This window comes from Myxococcales bacterium (assembly GCA_016720545.1).
GTDB lineage: Bacteria > Myxococcota_A > Polyangia > Polyangiales > Polyangiaceae > JAAFHV01.
Genome location: JADKKK010000025.1, coordinates 21,291 through 37,294 on the forward strand (window position 1 = coordinate 21,291; position 16,004 = coordinate 37,294).

A 16,004-nucleotide genomic window follows, 5' to 3' on the forward strand; every position below is an offset into this window, starting at 1 on the left:
AGGTCTAAGTGTTTGAAATGAAGTATGTATTCTGGATGGATCGTCATGGCCTTCGATGACGAGACCCGCCGAGTCGCCGCGGACGCGGGCGCTCGCGTGCTCTCGGTGTCGCTCGTCGTGCTCGACGGTCCCTCGCGTGGGCTGCGCGTGAAGGTGCAGGGGACCCGCGCGACGATCGGCTCGTCCGCGGCGTGCTCGCTGGTGCTCGCCGATCGCTCCGTTTCGCGCGTGCACTGCGCGCTCGAGATCGGGGCCGCGGGCATCGCCCTGAAGGATCTCGGCAGCACGAACGGCACGAGGGTGGGGGAGGTCACGGTGCGCGACGCCGATCTGCTCCCGGGGGCGGTCGTCCAGCTCGGCGCCTCGGCGTTTCGAGTCGAGGTCGAGGGGCAGGGCGAGATCGTGCCGCTCTCCCCGCGCGACGCCTTTGGCGAGCTCGTCGGCGAGAGCGTGGCGATGCGGCAGCTCTACTCGGTGCTCGAGCGCGTCGCACCTACGGACGCCACGCTCCTCCTCACGGGCGAGACCGGTACGGGCAAGGACGTCGCCGCGCGCTCGGTCCACGCCGCGAGCCCGCGCCGTGGGGGACCGTTCGTGCCGGTCGACTGCGGGGCGATCCCGGAGTCGCTCATCGAGAGCGAGCTCTTCGGGCACGTACGCGGCGCGTTCACCGGCGCGATCCACAACCGCAAGGGCGCGTTCGAGGAGGCCCACGGCGGCACCCTCTTTCTCGATGAGATTGGCGAGATGCCCGTCGCCATGCAGGCCAAGCTGCTGCGCGCGCTCGAGTCGCGCAGCATTCGCCGGGTGGGCGCCACGGGGCTCGTGCCCGTCGACGTGCGCGTGATCGCCGCCACCCACCGCACGCTCGCCCGGTCGGTGAACGAGGGCACGTTCCGCGAGGACCTTTACTATCGCCTCGCGGTCGTCGAGCTGACCCTCCCGCCGCTGCGGGCGCGACAGGGCGACGTGCCGCTGCTCGCCCGCAGGTTCTTCGAGAGGATCGCGCCGCCGCACACCCGCCTCTCCCCCGACGCGCTGCGCGCGCTCGAGGCTCGTTCGTGGCCCGGCAACGTGCGCGAGCTCCGAAACTACGTCGAGCGCGCCGTGGCGCTCGGCCAGGTGCAAGACGCCTCCGTCGAGTCCGGCTCCGCGCCCCGCGGCTCGCCTGCGGCGCCCGCCCCGCTGCCCGAAGGCCTCGAGGTGCTCGTGCCGCTCTCACTGCCGCTGAAGGAGGCGCGCGAGAGGTGGGTCGAGGCGTTCGAGAGCGTCTACGTGCGGGCCATGCTGCGCGAGACCGAGGGCAACGTCACCCGCGCCGCCGAGCGCGCTGGAGTCTCCCGCAGGTTTCTCCAGCGCACCCTCGCGCGGCTCGGGCTCTCGCGTGACGACGACGACGGCTGAGCGCGCAGTCTCCTACGAGCACGAGCTTACCGCGCGACCGACCAGGTGCCTTTCCCGCCGGCGGACGAGCGCCACGTGCCCGTCCCCTTGCCGCTCGCGAACGAGCCCTCGAAAGTGACGATGAGGCCGCCTCCCACGCCGACGCCGACGTTCACCGCGCCCGCCCCGTTGAGGGTGCCGCTGCCGGGGTACGGCTTTCCGCCGACGGTCGCGACCACGTCTACGTTGGTCCCCGCGACGCTCATCGTGACGGGGCCCTTGTCGTCGCCGGCGTAGGTTCCGGAGTAGGCGCCGTCGTGCGAAGCGCTCGGCGGCGTGGTACCGGTCGGCGTGCCGGTCGGGGTCGGGGTGCCGGCGCCCCCGTCCGAGGTGGGGGGGGTGGTGGTGGAGCTGCAGCCGATCGCGAGGAGCGATGCGACGGCGAGCGAGGTGAACGATCCAAGGATGCGAACCCGAGGCGAGGTGGAAGTGCTCATGTCTCGTGGGGGTGCACGGCGAATGCCAAGGAGCGCGCGGCACATCGCAGCCAAATTCCAGACGTGGCCGCGTCACGCAGGTCGCGAACGCGCCCCAGTCGTCCCGCGCGGCGCGTCTGCGGCGACGCACCAGTGATCCGAATTGGACCGCAAGCTCCGGAGTGCAGCGCCCGAGCGCCGGCGTTAGGGTATCGGCGTGTCCACCCCGTCCGCTCCGTCTCGCCCTGCGCGCGCTCCTGCCGCGCGCCCTACGCGCCGCCCCACGCCGGCCCGCGCCCCTCACCCTCCGGACGCCCGCTGGCGCGCCGTCGCGGAGCGCGACGCCTCCGCGGACGGTCGCTTCGTCTACTCGGTCGCGACGACGGGCGTGTACTGCCGCCCAGGGTGCCCCTCGCGCCGCCCTCGCGAGGAGCACGTCGCGTTCCACGACACGCCCGCTGACGCCGAGCGCGCGGGCTTTCGAGCTTGCCTCCGGTGCCTGCCCGCCGGGCCGCCCGCCGCGGTGCGCGATGCCAACCAGATCACGGCGCTCTGCCGCCTGCTGGACGCCCCCACACCGCCGGGGCTCGCCGAGCTGGGGCGGGCGGCGGGGCGCAGCGCGTACCACGTGCAGCGCGTCTTCAAGGCCGCGACGGGGGTGACGCCACGCGAGTACGCGGCCGAGCGCCGCGCCGAGCGCCTGCGGGCTTCGCTGGGCGCGGCGACGAGCGTGACGGAGGCCGCGTTCGACGCCGGCTTCAGTGGCCTCGGGCGCTTCTACGAGGCGACCGACCGCGCGCTCGGGATGACGCCCTCGGCGTTTCGTGCGGGCGGCGCGCTCGAGTCGATCCGCTACGCGTTCGGTGTGTCGTCCCTCGGTGAGGTGCTCGTCGCGGTGACCGCGCGCGGCGTGTGCGCGGTCTTCCTGGGCGACGATCGCGAGGCCCTCCGCGCGGATCTCGCGCGGCGCTTCCCGCGCGCCAACCTCGCGCGCGCCGACGACGCCCTCGCGGCGACCGTGAGCGAGCTCGTGTCGCTCGTCGAGGAGCCGGCCCGCGCCACGACCCTCCCCCTCGACGTCCGGGGGACCGCGTTCCAGCTGCGCGTGTGGCGCGCCCTCTCGGAGATCCCGCCCGGAGAGATCCGGAGCTACCTCGAGCTCGCCCGCGCGGCGGGGGTCCCGCGGGCCGTCCGCGCGGTCGCCGGGGCCTGCGGCGCGAACCCGGTGTCGGTCGTGATCCCGTGCCACCGCGTCGTGCGCGGCGACGGCGATCTCTCGGGGTACCGGTGGGGCGTCGAGCGCAAGCGGGCGCTGCTCGTGCGCGAGCGGGGCGCCGCGTCCCCGCCGCGTCGCGGACCGAACGGTTGACACTGGCTTACCATTAGGTAAGCGTTGCGCATGGCCGCCCGACCTCGCCGCGCCCGCGCCCCGTCGCGCCCCGAACCGGGCATGAGCACCCGAATCGTGGCGGAGGCGACGCGGCTCTTCTCGGCGCGCGGCTTCGACGGCACGGCGCTGCAGGACATCGCCGACGCGGTGGGCGTCACGAAGCCGGCGATCCTGCACCACTTTCAGTCCAAGGAGCTCGTGCTCCAGGCGGTGCTCGACGCCATCGTGCGCCACTGGGAGGGCACGCTCCCTCGGCTCCTGCTCGAGGCCACGGCTGGGGAGCGCCGCTTCGACGCCGTGATAGGCGAGGTGGTCCGCTTCTTCGCCGACGACGCCGACCGCACGCGCGTCGTTCTCCGCCACGCCCTCGACCGCCCAGCCGAAGCGCGAGCCCTGATCCGCGACAAGGTCCGGCTCTGGATGGGCGCCGTGGCCTCCTACGTGCGGCGCGGTCGCGAGCGAGGTCTGCACCCTCCCGACGTCGACGAGGACGCGTACGTCTTGCTCGTCCTGCAGCTCATCATCGCGACCACCGCGACCTTCCCGGTGCTCCGCGAGGCGCTGCCGGGGACCCCCGCCGAGGGCCTCGCGCGCGTCGAGGCCGAGGCCGTGCGCATCGCGCGAGCGGCGCTCTTCACGCCCGCCGGCGCCGTCGGCGCGGGCCGCGACGCCTCCCCCCTTTGGCGAGGCGCTGAGCGCGAATCCACGCCAGCTCGGCACGGACGTGCTACGTCGAGTCACATGATGTACCACGCCGCGGTCTGGCTCGACCACTCGGACGCCAAGGTGTTTCACGTCGGTCCCGAGGAGGTCCAGGAGACCCTCGTTCACTCCCCGAAGCACCACGTGAAGGGGCACGTGCCGCACGCGACGCACACCGAATCGCGCGAGGCCCAGCAATACTTCGAGCAGATCGTGAAGGCCGTGGGCGACGCGACGGAGGTGCTCGTGCTCGGCCCCGGCAAGGCGAAGCTGGAGCTCATCAAGCACGCCGCGAAGCACGACGCGGGGTTCGCCGAGCGGGTCGTCGGTGTCGAGACCGTCGATCACCCGACCGACGGACAGATCGTCGCCTACGTGCGCAAGTACTTCCGCGCGAAGGATCGCATCCTCGGTACCTGAGCGGAGCGCGCGCCAGAGGGGCGCGCGGCGCTCATCCCGGGCTGCTACGCCCCTCCGCCCGCGGCAGGCGCGAGCGCCTCGCCGGACCCCTCGCGCGGCGCGACGAGGCTGGGCGTCGCCTCCGCGGTGACCGTCACCTCCGGCGGATCGAAGAGGGTCTTCTTGACCCGGCACCCCTCCATCGCGCGGACGATCGCGGCGCGGTACTTCTCTGGAAAATCAGGCGGAAGCGTGACCACCAGGTCGACGCGCGTCAGGCGCTTCGTCGTGGGGTCGAACGTCGCGCGCTGCACGAGGTCGAGGCCCTCCGTCGCGAGGTCGCGCGCCTGGCAGAACCCGAGCGCGTAGATGCCCGCGCAGGTCGCGAGCGAGGCCAGGAAGAGCTCGAACGGCTCCGGCGCCGAGCCCGCGCCCCCATGAGCCGACGACTGATCCGTGCGGACGACGTGCGGCCCAAACGCCGCGTCGACGCGCTTGCCTCCGGGGAATGTCACGCGGGTCTCGTGGGGGTCCATGGCAGTGTCTCCTTCGGGGCTGTGGGGGTCTCGTCGCGTTGGAGCCCTTCCCAGTGGTCGCAGGGTTCGCGAAGAATTTTCGCGCGGTCCACACCCGCGATCGGTGGGCGACCTCGGAGCGCGTCCTGCGTGTGCCCGGGTGTTTCGGAGGTGGCGCCCGTGGCGCGCGTTTCGTGTTCGAGAATCACGCTCGCCCATCTAGACTCAAGGCGTGAACCGGCAAATGGGCCCCGAAGCCGCGAACGAAGGTCGATGGCGCGCCCGAGCCGGGGGCGAGGCGTCCCCGTGAAGATCCTCGCCACCGCGCTCGTGCCCGCGTGCCTCGTGGTTGCGTGCGCGAGCCGCCCGCCTGCGCCTGCGCCCGCGACGCCGGTCCCGCCCCCCTCGAGCGCCGACGCGGCGCTGCGCGGCCAGCGGTGCGGGCGCGCCGAAGGGAGCCCGGTGGTGCGGCAGACCTGGAGGCACGGGCGGAGCGATCTGTGCGACGCCGCGCTCACCACGTGGTCCAACGTCCCGCACGCCGATCGCGCGTGCGCGACCGACGCGGACTGCGTGCTCGTCGCGGGCTCGTGCTTCGTGGACGCCTTGAACCGCGCCGCGAGGGCGAAAGTGAAGTACGGGCAGCTGCCGTGCGTCGACCCTGTCACGCCCGCGGACGCCGGCCCGTGTGTCCCCTGGGACGCCGACGCCCGGTGCCGCGCGGGCTGTTGTAGCGCCGAGCGACGGTGAGGCGCGCCTTGCCTTTCGTTGGGGCCGATGTAGGACAATTCGTGCCCTGAAAATGCGATCCTGAAATGTGATGCCTCCCTCGCGCTCGTGCGAGGTTCCCGGAAGCGCGCTCCTGCGGCGCGCGTTCCGTGACGAGGAAGGCAAGACCATGGCGATGGCGTCCACTCCCCCCGATCTCGATTCCCTGCGCGACCGCCCGAGCTCCCCGGAGATCCGGGTGCTCCGCCCGCGTCGCGCGGCGCCGGCCGACGCCGTGCGCCCGACCCGCGCCGAGGTGAACCTCGCGGCGCTGCGGCACAACCTCCGCGTCCTGCAGCGTCACGCGGGCGAGGCCCGCGTGTGGCCGGTGCTCAAGGCCGACGCGTACGGGCACGGCGCCCCCGCGGTCGCGCGCACCCTCGAGAGGGCCGGCGCGGACGGCTTCTGCGTCGCGCTCCTGGAGGAGGCGATCGAGCTCCGCGAGGCGGGGATCACGTCGCCCATCCTCGTGATGAGCGGCGCGTACGGCGGGGGTCATGACGAGGTGGTCCAGCGTGGCCTCGTGCCCGTGGTCTACGACCGCGGTCAGCTCGAGGAGCTGGCGCGCGCCGTGCGGCAGCTCGGCGCGGCCGCACCCCACGCGGTCCACTTGAAGATCGACACCGGCATGGCGCGCCTCGGCGTGCCGCTCGCCGACCTCGCCCCTTTCGCGCGCTCGCTCCACGAGTTCCCCGAGCTCCGCGTCGACGGCCTCATGACCCACCTCGCGTGCGCCGACGCGGCCACCCCCGAGGAGACCGCCCATCAACTCCGGCTCTTCGACGAGGCCACGGCGACGCTCGGCCGCCACGGCGTCCGCGCCCGCGTGCGCCACGCGGCCAACAGCGCCGCGCTGCTGCGAGGCGAGTCGAGCCTCGACGCGGTGCGCCCGGGGATCGCCATCTTCGGGGTCTCGCCCGTGGCGGAAGGCGAGCGTGAGCCCCTCTCCTCCGAGCTGCGGCAGGCGATCCGGGTGCGCACCGAGATCGTGTCGATCCGCGAGCTCGAGGCTGGCAAGCCCGTAGGCTACGGGGCGCTCCACCGCACGTCGCGTCCCTCGCGCATCGCGACGGTTCCCATCGGATACGCCGACGGCCTGTCCCGCAAGCTCACGAACCGCGGCCACATGCTCGTGCGCGGCGTGCGTGCGCCCATCGTGGGCGCCGTGTCGATGGACATGACCATGCTCGACGTCACCGACGTGCCGGGCGCCGCGCTCCGCGACGAGGTCATCGTCACCGGCGCGCAGGACGGACCGCACGGCCGCGACCACATCGGCGCGCACGAGCTCGCCGCCCACGCCGACACGATCCCGTGGGAGATCCTCACCTCGATCTCGCGCCGCGTCCCCCGGTTCTACCGCGAGCCCTGAGCGGCTCCCGTAGACTGGCGCGCGCCAACGAAACCGTGAGGCCTCGCGGTCACTCCTCGGTCGCGGTCGCGATCTCCTGGAGCTGCCGCGTGACGGCCGCCCGCTCGCCCGCTCGGGTGGCCCGCAGCAGAGGGCTCGCCACCAGCGCGCGCGCCGCGGCGGCGCGACCGCCTTGCGGCGTCGTCATGACCTGCGTGAGGCGTGCGCGGACACACCGCTCGGCCGCCTCCGGCACGTCAACGACCGTCGCGATGCGCTCCGCGGTCGCCTGCTCGAGCGCGACCTCGAAGTCGCCGCACGCCTCGGTCAGGCTCCCGCTCCCCGAGACGACCCGCTGCGACGTGGACATCAGCGACCACACCGCCGGCTCGTAGGACGCACCGACGACCGCGGCGGTCGCGAGTCCGCCGGACGCCAAGAGCCCCGTGAACGCGAACGCGGCGCCGGCGAGCACGAGGGGCACGCTCGCCCGTGGTGGCTCCGCCGCGCTCGTGACGGTTCCCTCGGTTCCCCCTTCGCCCGCGTCACCCGCGTCGCGCGGGCCGCGGAACAGGGCGAGCGCCGCCGCAGTGGCGCCCAGCAGGAAGGGCAAGAGCGCGCCGCCGGCCCCGAGCCGTGCGCAGTCGCGCGCCTCCGCGAACCCGACCGAGCGCGCCAGCGCGACGTTCGAGGGAGAGAGCGCCGCGCTCGCCACCGCGTCTTGGGTGGCCTTGCGGCCGAGCAACGTCCCGGCGAAGCCCGTCATCGACGCGCACCCGCAGAGCGCGAGCGCGAGCGCCGCGAGCCGGCCCGCCGCGCGCGCGCGCCTCGCGATCGCCAAGGTCAGCGCTCCGGCCGCGCAGCCGAGCGCGCAGAGCGCGAAGAGCGTCGCCAGGTGCCCTGTCCCTCCGCAGTTCTTGAGCATCCAGAGCATGGGCGACCCATAGACCACCGCAAGCGATTTACAACGCCCGCGCGCACCTCCCGCCCACGGCCGTCCGGCGCACCTCGGCCGAAGCGCCGCGTCGGGACCGCCCCCGCGGCCGCGGGAGCGCTGGCGCTGGGCCCCGCCGCGAGACGGCCCGCCGCGGTGGCCGCCTCGCGCACCGAACCGCGTCGCGAGAGTGAACCTCGCAGGGGTGCTAGTGTCACCGGCGTGAGCGAGACCACAGCCCCCCGCGCGAACGCGTCGCTCATCACGCGCGGGTTCGACTTGCTCGTGTCGGGCCCGCTCGCGTTCCTCGACGAGGTGGGCTCGACGGTGATGCTCGCCTTCCGCGCGGCGAGCTGGCTCGTGCGCCCGCCTTTTCGCTTCACCCAAATCCTCGGGGCGATCGAGTTCATCGGCGCAGGCTCGATGTTCATCGCCGGGCTCGTCGGGCTCTTCACGGGAATGGCGTTCACGGTGAGCGTCATCGTGGGGTTCCGGCAGTTCTCGGCCGAAGGGATGGTCGGCGGCGTCGTCGCGCTCGCGCTCGCGCGGGAGCTCGCCCCCGTGCTGGCGGCCGTCGTCGTGACGGCGCGCGCCGGCAGCACCATGGCGAGCGAGCTCGGCAACATGCGCGTGTCCGAGCAGATCGACGCCATCACCACCATGGGCGTGAGCCCCATCCAGTACCTCGTCGCGCCCCGAATCCTCGCGACCACCCTCGTGCTCCCGCTGCTCGGCCTCTTCTTCGCGATCTCCGGCATGGCCGGGGCGTACCTCGTGGCGGTCGTCTGGCAGTCGATCGATCCGGGCATCTTCCTCGAGCGAATTCGCACCTTCGTGCAGTTCTCCGACATCCGCATGCTGGTCGTGAAGAGCGCCATCTTCGGCCTGGTCGTCAGCACGATCTGCTGCAACAAGGGGTTCTTCGCCTCTGGCGGCGCGCGCGGCGTGGGCGAGGCGACGGCGAAGGCGGTCGTCTCCAGCATCGTGGCCATCTTCGCGTGCGACTACGTCGTCACGACCATGATGACCGACATCTGAAGAGGCCTTTACGGCGGGCCCCTAGGGCTCCTACGTTCCTGTCATGAGCAGCTCGCCTCGCACGCCCCGTCCGCCTCGGCCCGAGAGCCGCCTCCCGATCGCCGGCCGCGCGGCCGCCTCGCACGTCGACCCCTCCCTCGACCTCGAGGCGGAGATCACCCGGCTGAAGCGCGAGCGAAACGCCGTGCTGCTCGCCCACTACTACCAAGACTCCGACATCCAGGACGTGGCCGACTTCCTGGGCGACTCGCTGCAGCTCGCGCAGGCCGCGGCGAAGACTCAAGCCGACGTGATTTGCTTCGCGGGCGTTCACTTCATGGCCGAGACCGCGAAGATCCTGAACCCTAACAAGATCGTGGTGTTGCCCGATGTCGAGGCGGGGTGCTCCCTCGCCGAAGGCTGCCCGGCCGACAAGTTCGCCGCCTGGAAGGCGCGCCACCCGGGCGCGGTCGCAGTGAGCTACATCAACTGCTCGGCCGAGGTGAAGGCCCTCTCCGACTACATCGTCACGTCGTCCAACGCGGAGAAGATCGTCCGCGGCATCCCCGACGACCAGGTCGTGCTCTTCGGGCCCGATCGGAACCTCGGCGCGTGGCTCAACGCGAAGATCGGCCGTTCGCGCCCGATGGAGCTCTGGCAGGGGAGCTGCATCGTGCACGAGACGTTCAGCGAGCGGAAGCTCCTCGGCCTGAAGGAACGGCATCCCAAGGCTCTCGTGCTCGCTCACCCCGAGTGCGAGGAGGCGGTGCTCGCGCACGCCGACTACATCGGCTCGACGACGGGGATCCTCACTTTCTCGAAGACCTCCGAGGCGCGCGAGTTCATCGTGGCCACGGAGCCGGGCATCCTCCACCAGATGCAGCTCGCGTCGCCGGAGAAGCTCTTCGTCCCGGCCCCGCCCGAGGCGAGCTGTGCGTGCAACGAGTGCCCCCACATGAAGAAGAACTCGCTGGAGAAGGTGTACCTCGCTCTCCGCGATCTGAGCCCGCGGTTGGAGATGAGCTCCGAGCTCCTCGAGCGCTCGCGCGTGCCGATCGAGCGCATGCTGGCGCTGAGCTAGTCTCCTGGAAGCGTGATCCCTTCCAGAAGTCGCGCGGCTCGGCCTTTCGCCACAAGGGAGCGAGGGGGTGTCCCGTTTTCGGCGGCGGTGGGAGGATACTCATGTTCGAGGGTCGGCGTTCTCGCGCGGTCACACCCGAAACCACTGTCCCCTGAGCGCAAGCGCCGCCTCCACCGCGCGGAACGACGTCCGAGTTGAGGACGGGCCCGCCGCCGCCGAAAACGGGGCACCCCATCGCTCCTCGGCATGACACCGAAGACCGGACTTCTGATACGAACCACGACTCCAGGGGACTAGGAGTCGCTCGGCCGGCCTCCCGGATCCCGCTGGCAGGCCGGACAAGGCGTCGCGCGGCATGTTCGGTCCCAGGTCACTCGGGGCGCTCGTCGTCGGCGAGGCGGCGCACGGGTTGGCGAGGCCTCGACGCCCCCTCGGATTCGAGCCTCGCGGCCACCTTGGATGTGATGAGATGGTGGGGTGTCACTGCCAACGTTGCCCCAGGCGGCCGCGCGATGAGTGGCCACTTGCGCCTGGCGGCCGGGTCGGTGTTCGCCGGCGAATACCGCATCGTGAGGCGGCTCGGTGCCGGTGGCATGGGTTCCGTGTACGTCGTGGACCAGGTGAGCACTGGCAAGCAGCGCGCGCTGAAGCTCATGCACCCCGATCTCGTGGAGAGCCCCGCCTTTCGAGCGCGCTTCGAGCGAGAGGCGACGGTCGGCGCTCGGATTGACAGCGACCACATCGTCGAGGTTCACGCGGCCGGAATCGATACGGCGACGGGAGCGCCGTGGCTCGTGATGGAGCTCCTGCGAGGCCAGGACCTCGCGCAGAAGATCAACGCGACCGGACCGCTCTCGCGTGATGAGGCGCGCCGGATCTTCGAGCAGCTCTTTCACGGAGTCTCGGCCGCGCACGGCGCCGGCGTCGTTCATCGCGACTTGAAGCCCGAGAACGTGTTCATCGCGACAGCTCGCCGAGCGGGCGATGACCTTTTCGTGAAGGTGCTCGACTTCGGCATCGCTCAGCTCAGCAGCGAGACCGCGAAGAACAGCAGCACCGAGCCGCTCGGGTCGCCTCGGTGGATGGCGCCCGAGCAGACGACGCGCACGCCGCTCACACCAGGAGCCGACGTGTGGGCGCTTGCCTTGATCGTCTATCACGCGATGACCGGGGCGAGCTTCTGGAACGCCGCCAACGAGGGCGCGATCGCGGCTCTGCTGCGGGAGCTGCTCCTCGATCCGATCCCGCGCGCGAGCGAGCGCGCCCGGGCGAGTGGGCGCGCGCTTGACCTCGGTCCGGCGTTCGACGCTTGGTTTGCTCGGTGCCTCAGCCGAGCGCCCGAAGCTCGCTTCGCTGACGCTCGGGAGGCGTGGGCGGCGCTCCAGCCCATCCTCGCGACGAAGCTTGAGGCCGCGCCGACCCGTTGGGCGCCGAGCCTGACGGACACCGCGCCGGACCCGCCGCGGCCAGCGAGGCAATCGACCGAGCGGATGTACGGCCCTGGGCAGACGGTTATTCCCCTCGTGCCCCTCGCGCCGTTCAGCGCCGCGCCGACGACCCGCGCGATGGCGAGCGCGCCGACCTCGGAGCCGCCCTCGATGACGCCGATCGCCGTGGCGCTCGGCGGCGCGCTCGCGGGCATTTCGCTTATCGTGGCGGTCGTCGACGGGCTCGGCCGCGCTCCGGTGGAGGAGCCCCCCGCCGCCGCGCTGTCGCAACTCCCGAGCGAGCGACCCGCCGAACGGCCCGTCGCGCCCGCGCTTCCCGTGCCGGTCTACGAGGCCCCGGCGTGGGCCCCTGCGTCGCGGGCCCCCGCGGCGCTGGCTCCCGCGGCGCCGTCGATCGACGACCGGCTGCTCCCGACGTTCGTGGCCGGGCCCGACGCCGGGACGGTCCCAGAGCGCCCCACGCAGGGCGACTGGGAGAAGGTGAGGGCGGTGCTCCTCCCGCGCACGGAATCCCTCAATTGCGCAGACCTCCAGCTTCTGCTCACGGCGTGCCGCGAGACAGGCGCCTACTGCGCGCGGCATGCGGCGGAGCTGCGGGCGGCGCGCAAGTGCCCTTGAGCCTCGAGGGAGCTCCGCTCGATGGCCCAGTACTCGAGAGTCGGCGAGGTCCCACGCTCACCGAGCCACGGGCACTTCGGGCTTGGGACGGTTCCCACTTGCGGGGAGGAGTCCGGCGCGCCCGCGTCGCCGGGCGCGGGGACGGAGCGAGTCGCGGGCTCTCCGGGGGGCAAGCGGGTCATTCGTGCCTCGCGCGAAGACGCTCCTTGGCGCCAGGCGAAACCTTCGATACGACGGCCCCGTGAGGGAATTTCTCGACGCATTCAAGGCGCTCCGCGGCGCGCCCCGGGCGCTGTGGCTCGTCATCTTCGCGTTCAGCCTCGAGTCGATGGCCTACTTCGGCATCTTGCCGCTGATGAAACCGTACATCTCGCAGGACATCGGCATCTCCCCGGCGCTCGCGAGCACCTGGGTGTCCGTGTTCACCGGCGCGCTCACCCTGGTGATGCTCTTCGTCGGCAAGCCCGCGGAGGACAAGCTCGGGATCCGCAAGGGGATCCTCTTCGCGCTGTTCCTCATCATCGTGGGCCGGGCGCTCTACGGCTCGGCGCCCTTCGTGGGCGGAGCGGTGCTCCTCGCGGTGTCGCTGATCGTGGTCGCGCTCGGCGAGGGCGTGCTGCAGCCCATCGCCTACGCGGGCGTGAAGAAGTACACGAACGAGAAGAACGGGGCGATGGGGTACGCCGTCCTCTACTCGTTCTTCAACCTCGGCGCGGCGCTCATCGGACCCATCTCCGCGGGCGTGCGGACTACGTTCGACGAGAAGCACAAGGCGGGGACGAGCGCCCTCTCGGGGTTCAACGCGGTGAACTGGGTGTGCCTCGCCATCACCGTGGTCACCCTCCTGGTGTTCGGCGCGTTGATGACGAAGAAGGCAGAGGCCAACGTCGTCCGTCTGATCGACGCGGCCCCGACCGGCGAGGGAGAGAAGGCCGTCGTGACCGCCTCGCCCTTCCGCGACACGCGCTTCATGTTCTTCATCTTCATGTTGCTCCCCGTGCGGACGCTCTTCGCGCACCAGTGGCTCACGATGCCCGAGTACGTCCTCCGCGCGTATCCGAAGGAGATCGGGGATCGCATGGAGTGGCTGGTCGACTCGGTCAACCCGATCATCATCTTCTTCGGGGTGCCCCTCCTGACGGCGCTGACGAAGCGAGCGCACGTGCTCACGATGATGATCCTCGGCTCCGGTGTGAGCGCCATGGCGACGTTCCTGCTGTGCGGCGGCCCGAGCACGCCGATGCTCATCGCCTACTTCTGCGTGTTCTCGCTCGGCGAGGCGCTCTGGTCTTCGCGTTTCCTCGAGTATGCCGCCGAGCTCGCCCCGCCGGGGCGCACGGCGCAGTACATGGGCATCGCCAACCTCCCGTGGTTCGTCGCGAAGACGACGACGGGGTTCTACTCGGGCTGGGTGCTCGAGCGCTTCTGCCCGAAGAGCGGACCGCAGCACACGGAGATGATGTGGCTCATCTACGGGCTCATCGCGCTCGCGAGCCCGATCGGCCTCTTGCTCGCGCGCAGGTGGGTCCTCGCGGGGTTGGGCACGAAGGCAGCGAAGCCCGCGGAGTCGGAGGCCGAGACCGCCTGAAGCCTCCAGGTCCTCCGGGGGCGCGCGACCTCAGCCGCGCGGCGCTACCCGACCACGCGCCCCTTCGCCATGAGGCGGTCGGCGATGTGGCGGCCTAGAGAGAGCTGCATGAGCTTCCGCACGAACGCGGTGAGGCGCTCTTCGTCGGCCCGGTCGGGGAAGAGAAAGCGGATGCCCATGCCCGGCGGGCGTCCGGGGCTCGCCTCGCTCGCCTTGACCACCCACTTGACCACGCCGGAGAGCCTGAAGCGGCCATCGCCTAGCGCGGGATCGGTCACGGGCACGCCGAGCTCGAAGAGAAACTCGGTGCCGACCGTCAGCGGGCGATCGGTCTGGATGAAGGTGCCGCCGCGCGAGATGTTCTTCGTGTAGTCCGCGAAGAACGAGTTCAGACGCTTGTAATCTACACGCAGCGAGATGGGGCCGCGCGCGTCGTCTTGACGCTGCTCGATCGAGAGGTCGGCGGCGTCCACCCCCACGTTGGTCTCAGACGGAGGGGGCGGGGGCGCGGACACCATGCGCGCGAGTATACGGGGTTTCGTGCAGGCGTCACCGGGTCGTGGGGGCCGAGCGCTACCTCGCGGCGCGGCGGCGCTGCTTCGCGTCGCGCCCGCTGATAGTCTCCCGAGCAATGCTCCCCTCTCTCTTGGACCGGGCCCGCGATCTGCCCGAGCGCGCGTACCTCGTGGCGCGCCTCGCGCAGGAGACGGGCATGCTCTGGGACCTGCGACGAGAGGGCGGCGTCGAGCTCGCCCGCGCGCTCCTCCGCGGGGCGCAGAACCCGTCGCTCATCTACCGCATCCACGGGGCCAACATCCCCGATCGCCTCGGCGTCGTGCAGGGCGACGTGGCGTGGACCTTCCGCGAGGTCGACGATCGCATCGACCGCGTCGCGCGCGGGCTACGGCGGCGCGGCGTGCGGCGGGGCAAGAGCCTGCTCGTCATGCTCAAGAACCGCCCGGAGTTTCTGCTGGTGTCGGCCGCGTGCGCGCGCCTAGGGGCCGCCGCCGTCGCCGTGTCGTGGCGCTCGCAGCCCGAGGAGCTCGCGTACCTCGTGAACCACTCCGGCGCGCGCGCGCTCGTGGTGGAGTCCGCGCTCCTCGGCGTGGTCGACGAGGCGAGCCGCGCGTTCGCGGACCCGGTCGTCGCGCGCAACGTCTACGCTGTCGGCCACGGGGGCGGCGCGGTGGGGGGCGCCCTCGTCACGCCGTTCGACGATCTCTACGCGGAGCGTGGTCGGTACGAGGCCGAGGTGGGCGCCGACGACGAGGCGGCCGTGGTCGTCTACACGTCGGGCACGACCGGCAAGCCCAAGGGCGCGGTGCGCAAGTTTCCCAAGGAGACCCTCGCCGGCGCGGTCCGCTTCCTGCTCGAGACCCCGCTCCGCGCAGGTGACGTGCACCTCGTCGCGTGCCCCATGTACCACTCGACGGCGTACGGATTCCTCTCGCTCTCGCACATCACGGGGGCCACGGCCGTGCTGCTCGAAGAGTGGAAGCCGGAGGCGTTCCTGGCGGCTGTCGCGCGCCACCGCGTCACCACCACCGCCGTGGTGCCGACGATGCTTCACCGCGTCCTCGCGCTCCCACCGGAGCTGCGCGCGGAGCACGACGCGCGCTCTCTCCGCGTCGTGTTCTCCGGGGGTGCACCGCTGTCGGCCTCGCTCGCGACGTCGTTCATGGACGCCTATGGAGATGTACTCTACAACTTTTACGGCGCGACCGAGACGGGCCTCGTCACGCTGGCCAAGCCCGCCGATCTGCGCGCCGCGCCCGGGACCATCGGCCACGCGCTGCCGGGCAACGAGGTGCTCCTCCTCGACGACGCGGGCCTGCCGGTCGCCCCGGGCGCGGTCGGCGAGCTCTACGTGCGCAACAAGATGCTCGTGGCGGGCTACCACCGAGACGACGCGGCCACGGCGCAGAGCATGCGCGACGAATATTTCTCCGTCGGCGACCTGGCGCGGCGTGACGCCGACGGGCGCTATTTCATCGAGGGTCGCAAGCGCGACATGATCATCTCGGGCGGGGTGAACGTGTACCCCGTGGAGATCGAGTGCGCCCTCGAGGCGCACCCCCACGTCGCGGAGGCCGCCGTCGTCGGCGTCCCCGACGAGGAGTGGGGCGAGCGCGTCCGGGCGTACGTGGTGCCGCGCGACGGCGCGACGCTCGACCACGGCGAGCTCACCCTCTGGCTGCGCGGCGTGCTCTCGGGCGCGAAGGTTCCGAGGGAGCTCGTCACGCTCGCCTCGCTGCCCAGGAACCCCACCGGCAAGGTGTTGAAGGGCGCGCTCGCGTCGGTCGCGCCGCTGGAGCGCCCCTCCTGAGGCTCACG

At 71.8% G+C, this 16,004-nt stretch carries 14 protein-coding genes; 10 read left to right on the forward strand and 4 right to left on the reverse strand.

The window, feature by feature from the left end; all coding sequences use genetic code 11:
• The first annotated feature begins 45 nt into the window (after positions 1-45).
• Positions 46-1,404: a sigma 54-interacting transcriptional regulator gene (locus tag IPQ09_25895; GenBank protein ID MBL0197585.1), complete on the forward strand. Its 1,359-nt coding sequence runs from the start codon at positions 46-48 to the stop codon at positions 1,402-1,404.
• A 26-nt stretch (positions 1,405-1,430) separates the two neighbouring features.
• Here the strand turns inward: IPQ09_25895 and IPQ09_25900 are convergent, their stop codons facing one another.
• Positions 1,431-1,880: a hypothetical protein gene (locus IPQ09_25900; protein ID MBL0197586.1), complete on the reverse strand. Its 450-nt coding sequence runs from the start codon at positions 1,878-1,880 to the stop codon at positions 1,431-1,433.
• 196 nt (positions 1,881-2,076) lie between these two features.
• Here IPQ09_25900 and ada point away from each other — a divergent pair, with 196 nt between their 5' ends.
• Together ada and IPQ09_25910 are read left to right on the forward strand one after the other, a co-directional pair.
• Positions 2,077-3,228, forward strand: a complete 1,152-nt coding sequence (gene ada, locus IPQ09_25905) for a bifunctional DNA-binding transcriptional regulator/O6-methylguanine-DNA methyltransferase Ada (GenBank protein ID MBL0197587.1) — start codon at positions 2,077-2,079, stop codon at positions 3,226-3,228.
• An 81-nt stretch (positions 3,229-3,309) separates the two neighbouring features.
• Positions 3,310-4,371 (forward strand): TetR/AcrR family transcriptional regulator, encoded by a 1,062-nt coding sequence (locus IPQ09_25910; GenBank protein MBL0197588.1) that lies wholly within the window; start codon positions 3,310-3,312, stop codon positions 4,369-4,371.
• Positions 4,372-4,415: 44 nt separating this feature from the next.
• On the opposite strand, the gene IPQ09_25915 is transcribed toward IPQ09_25910, so the two are convergent.
• Positions 4,416-4,886, reverse strand: coding sequence for an OsmC family protein (locus IPQ09_25915; protein ID MBL0197589.1), 471 nt, complete (start codon positions 4,884-4,886; stop codon positions 4,416-4,418).
• Positions 4,887-5,171: 285 nt separating this feature from the next.
• Here IPQ09_25915 and IPQ09_25920 point away from each other — a divergent pair, with 285 nt between their 5' ends.
• Both IPQ09_25920 and alr read left to right on the forward strand, forming a co-directional pair.
• Positions 5,172-5,615, forward strand: coding sequence for a hypothetical protein (locus IPQ09_25920; protein MBL0197590.1), 444 nt, complete (start codon positions 5,172-5,174; stop codon positions 5,613-5,615).
• Positions 5,616-5,868: 253 nt separating this feature from the next.
• A complete protein-coding gene (gene alr, locus IPQ09_25925) occupies positions 5,869-7,005 on the forward strand; it encodes an alanine racemase (GenBank protein ID MBL0197591.1) in 1,137 nt (378 codons plus the stop codon).
• A gap of 49 nt (positions 7,006-7,054) precedes the next feature.
• Here the strand turns inward: alr and IPQ09_25930 are convergent, their stop codons facing one another.
• A complete protein-coding gene (locus IPQ09_25930) occupies positions 7,055-7,918 on the reverse strand; it encodes a hypothetical protein (GenBank protein ID MBL0197592.1) in 864 nt (287 codons plus the stop codon).
• Between the two features lie 330 nt (positions 7,919-8,248).
• On the opposite strand from IPQ09_25930, the gene IPQ09_25935 reads away from it, so the two are divergent.
• The 4 genes from IPQ09_25935 (at position 8,249) to IPQ09_25950 (ending at position 13,670) form a co-directional block, all read left to right on the forward strand.
• On the forward strand, positions 8,249-8,956 hold the full coding sequence (locus tag IPQ09_25935; GenBank protein MBL0197593.1) for an ABC transporter permease: 708 nt from the start codon (positions 8,249-8,251) through the stop codon (positions 8,954-8,956).
• Positions 8,957-8,999: 43 nt separating this feature from the next.
• Entirely contained in the window at positions 9,000-10,016 is a 1,017-nt protein-coding gene (nadA, locus tag IPQ09_25940; protein MBL0197594.1) for a quinolinate synthase NadA, read from the forward strand.
• Positions 10,017-10,528: 512 nt separating this feature from the next.
• Complete coding sequence (locus tag IPQ09_25945; protein ID MBL0197595.1) at positions 10,529-12,082, forward strand: protein kinase; 1,554 nt, start codon at positions 10,529-10,531, stop codon at positions 12,080-12,082.
• Positions 12,083-12,323: 241 nt separating this feature from the next.
• A complete protein-coding gene (locus tag IPQ09_25950) occupies positions 12,324-13,670 on the forward strand; it encodes an MFS transporter (GenBank protein ID MBL0197596.1) in 1,347 nt (448 codons plus the stop codon).
• A 44-nt stretch (positions 13,671-13,714) separates the two neighbouring features.
• Here the strand turns inward: IPQ09_25950 and IPQ09_25955 are convergent, their stop codons facing one another.
• Entirely contained in the window at positions 13,715-14,188 is a 474-nt protein-coding gene (locus tag IPQ09_25955; protein ID MBL0197597.1) for a TIGR02266 family protein, read from the reverse strand.
• A gap of 113 nt (positions 14,189-14,301) precedes the next feature.
• Between IPQ09_25955 and IPQ09_25960 the strand changes: the two genes are divergently transcribed.
• Entirely contained in the window at positions 14,302-15,996 is a 1,695-nt protein-coding gene (locus IPQ09_25960; protein ID MBL0197598.1) for an AMP-binding protein, read from the forward strand.
• Positions 15,997-16,004 lie beyond the last annotated feature (8 nt).

Excerpts from the sequence above, each read along its gene's own strand:
- IPQ09_25895 (MBL0197585.1), top strand. The coding sequence starts at position 46 with ATGGCCTTCGATGACGAGACCCGCCGAGTCGCCGCGGACGCGGGCGCT.
- IPQ09_25900 (MBL0197586.1), bottom strand. The coding sequence starts at position 1,880 with ATGAGCACTTCCACCTCGCCTCGGGTTCGCATCCTTGGATCGTTCACC.
- IPQ09_25910 (MBL0197588.1), top strand. The coding sequence starts at position 3,310 with ATGAGCACCCGAATCGTGGCGGAGGCGACGCGGCTCTTCTCGGCGCGC.
- IPQ09_25915 (MBL0197589.1), bottom strand. The coding sequence starts at position 4,886 with ATGGACCCCCACGAGACCCGCGTGACATTCCCCGGAGGCAAGCGCGTC.
- IPQ09_25930 (MBL0197592.1), bottom strand. The coding sequence starts at position 7,918 with ATGCTCTGGATGCTCAAGAACTGCGGAGGGACAGGGCACCTGGCGACG.
- IPQ09_25935 (MBL0197593.1), top strand. The coding sequence starts at position 8,249 with ATGCTCGCCTTCCGCGCGGCGAGCTGGCTCGTGCGCCCGCCTTTTCGC.
- nadA (MBL0197594.1), top strand. The coding sequence starts at position 9,000 with ATGAGCAGCTCGCCTCGCACGCCCCGTCCGCCTCGGCCCGAGAGCCGC.
- IPQ09_25945 (MBL0197595.1), top strand. The coding sequence starts at position 10,529 with ATGAGTGGCCACTTGCGCCTGGCGGCCGGGTCGGTGTTCGCCGGCGAA.
- IPQ09_25955 (MBL0197597.1), bottom strand. The coding sequence starts at position 14,188 with ATGGTGTCCGCGCCCCCGCCCCCTCCGTCTGAGACCAACGTGGGGGTG.
- IPQ09_25960 (MBL0197598.1), top strand. The coding sequence starts at position 14,302 with ATGCTCCCCTCTCTCTTGGACCGGGCCCGCGATCTGCCCGAGCGCGCG.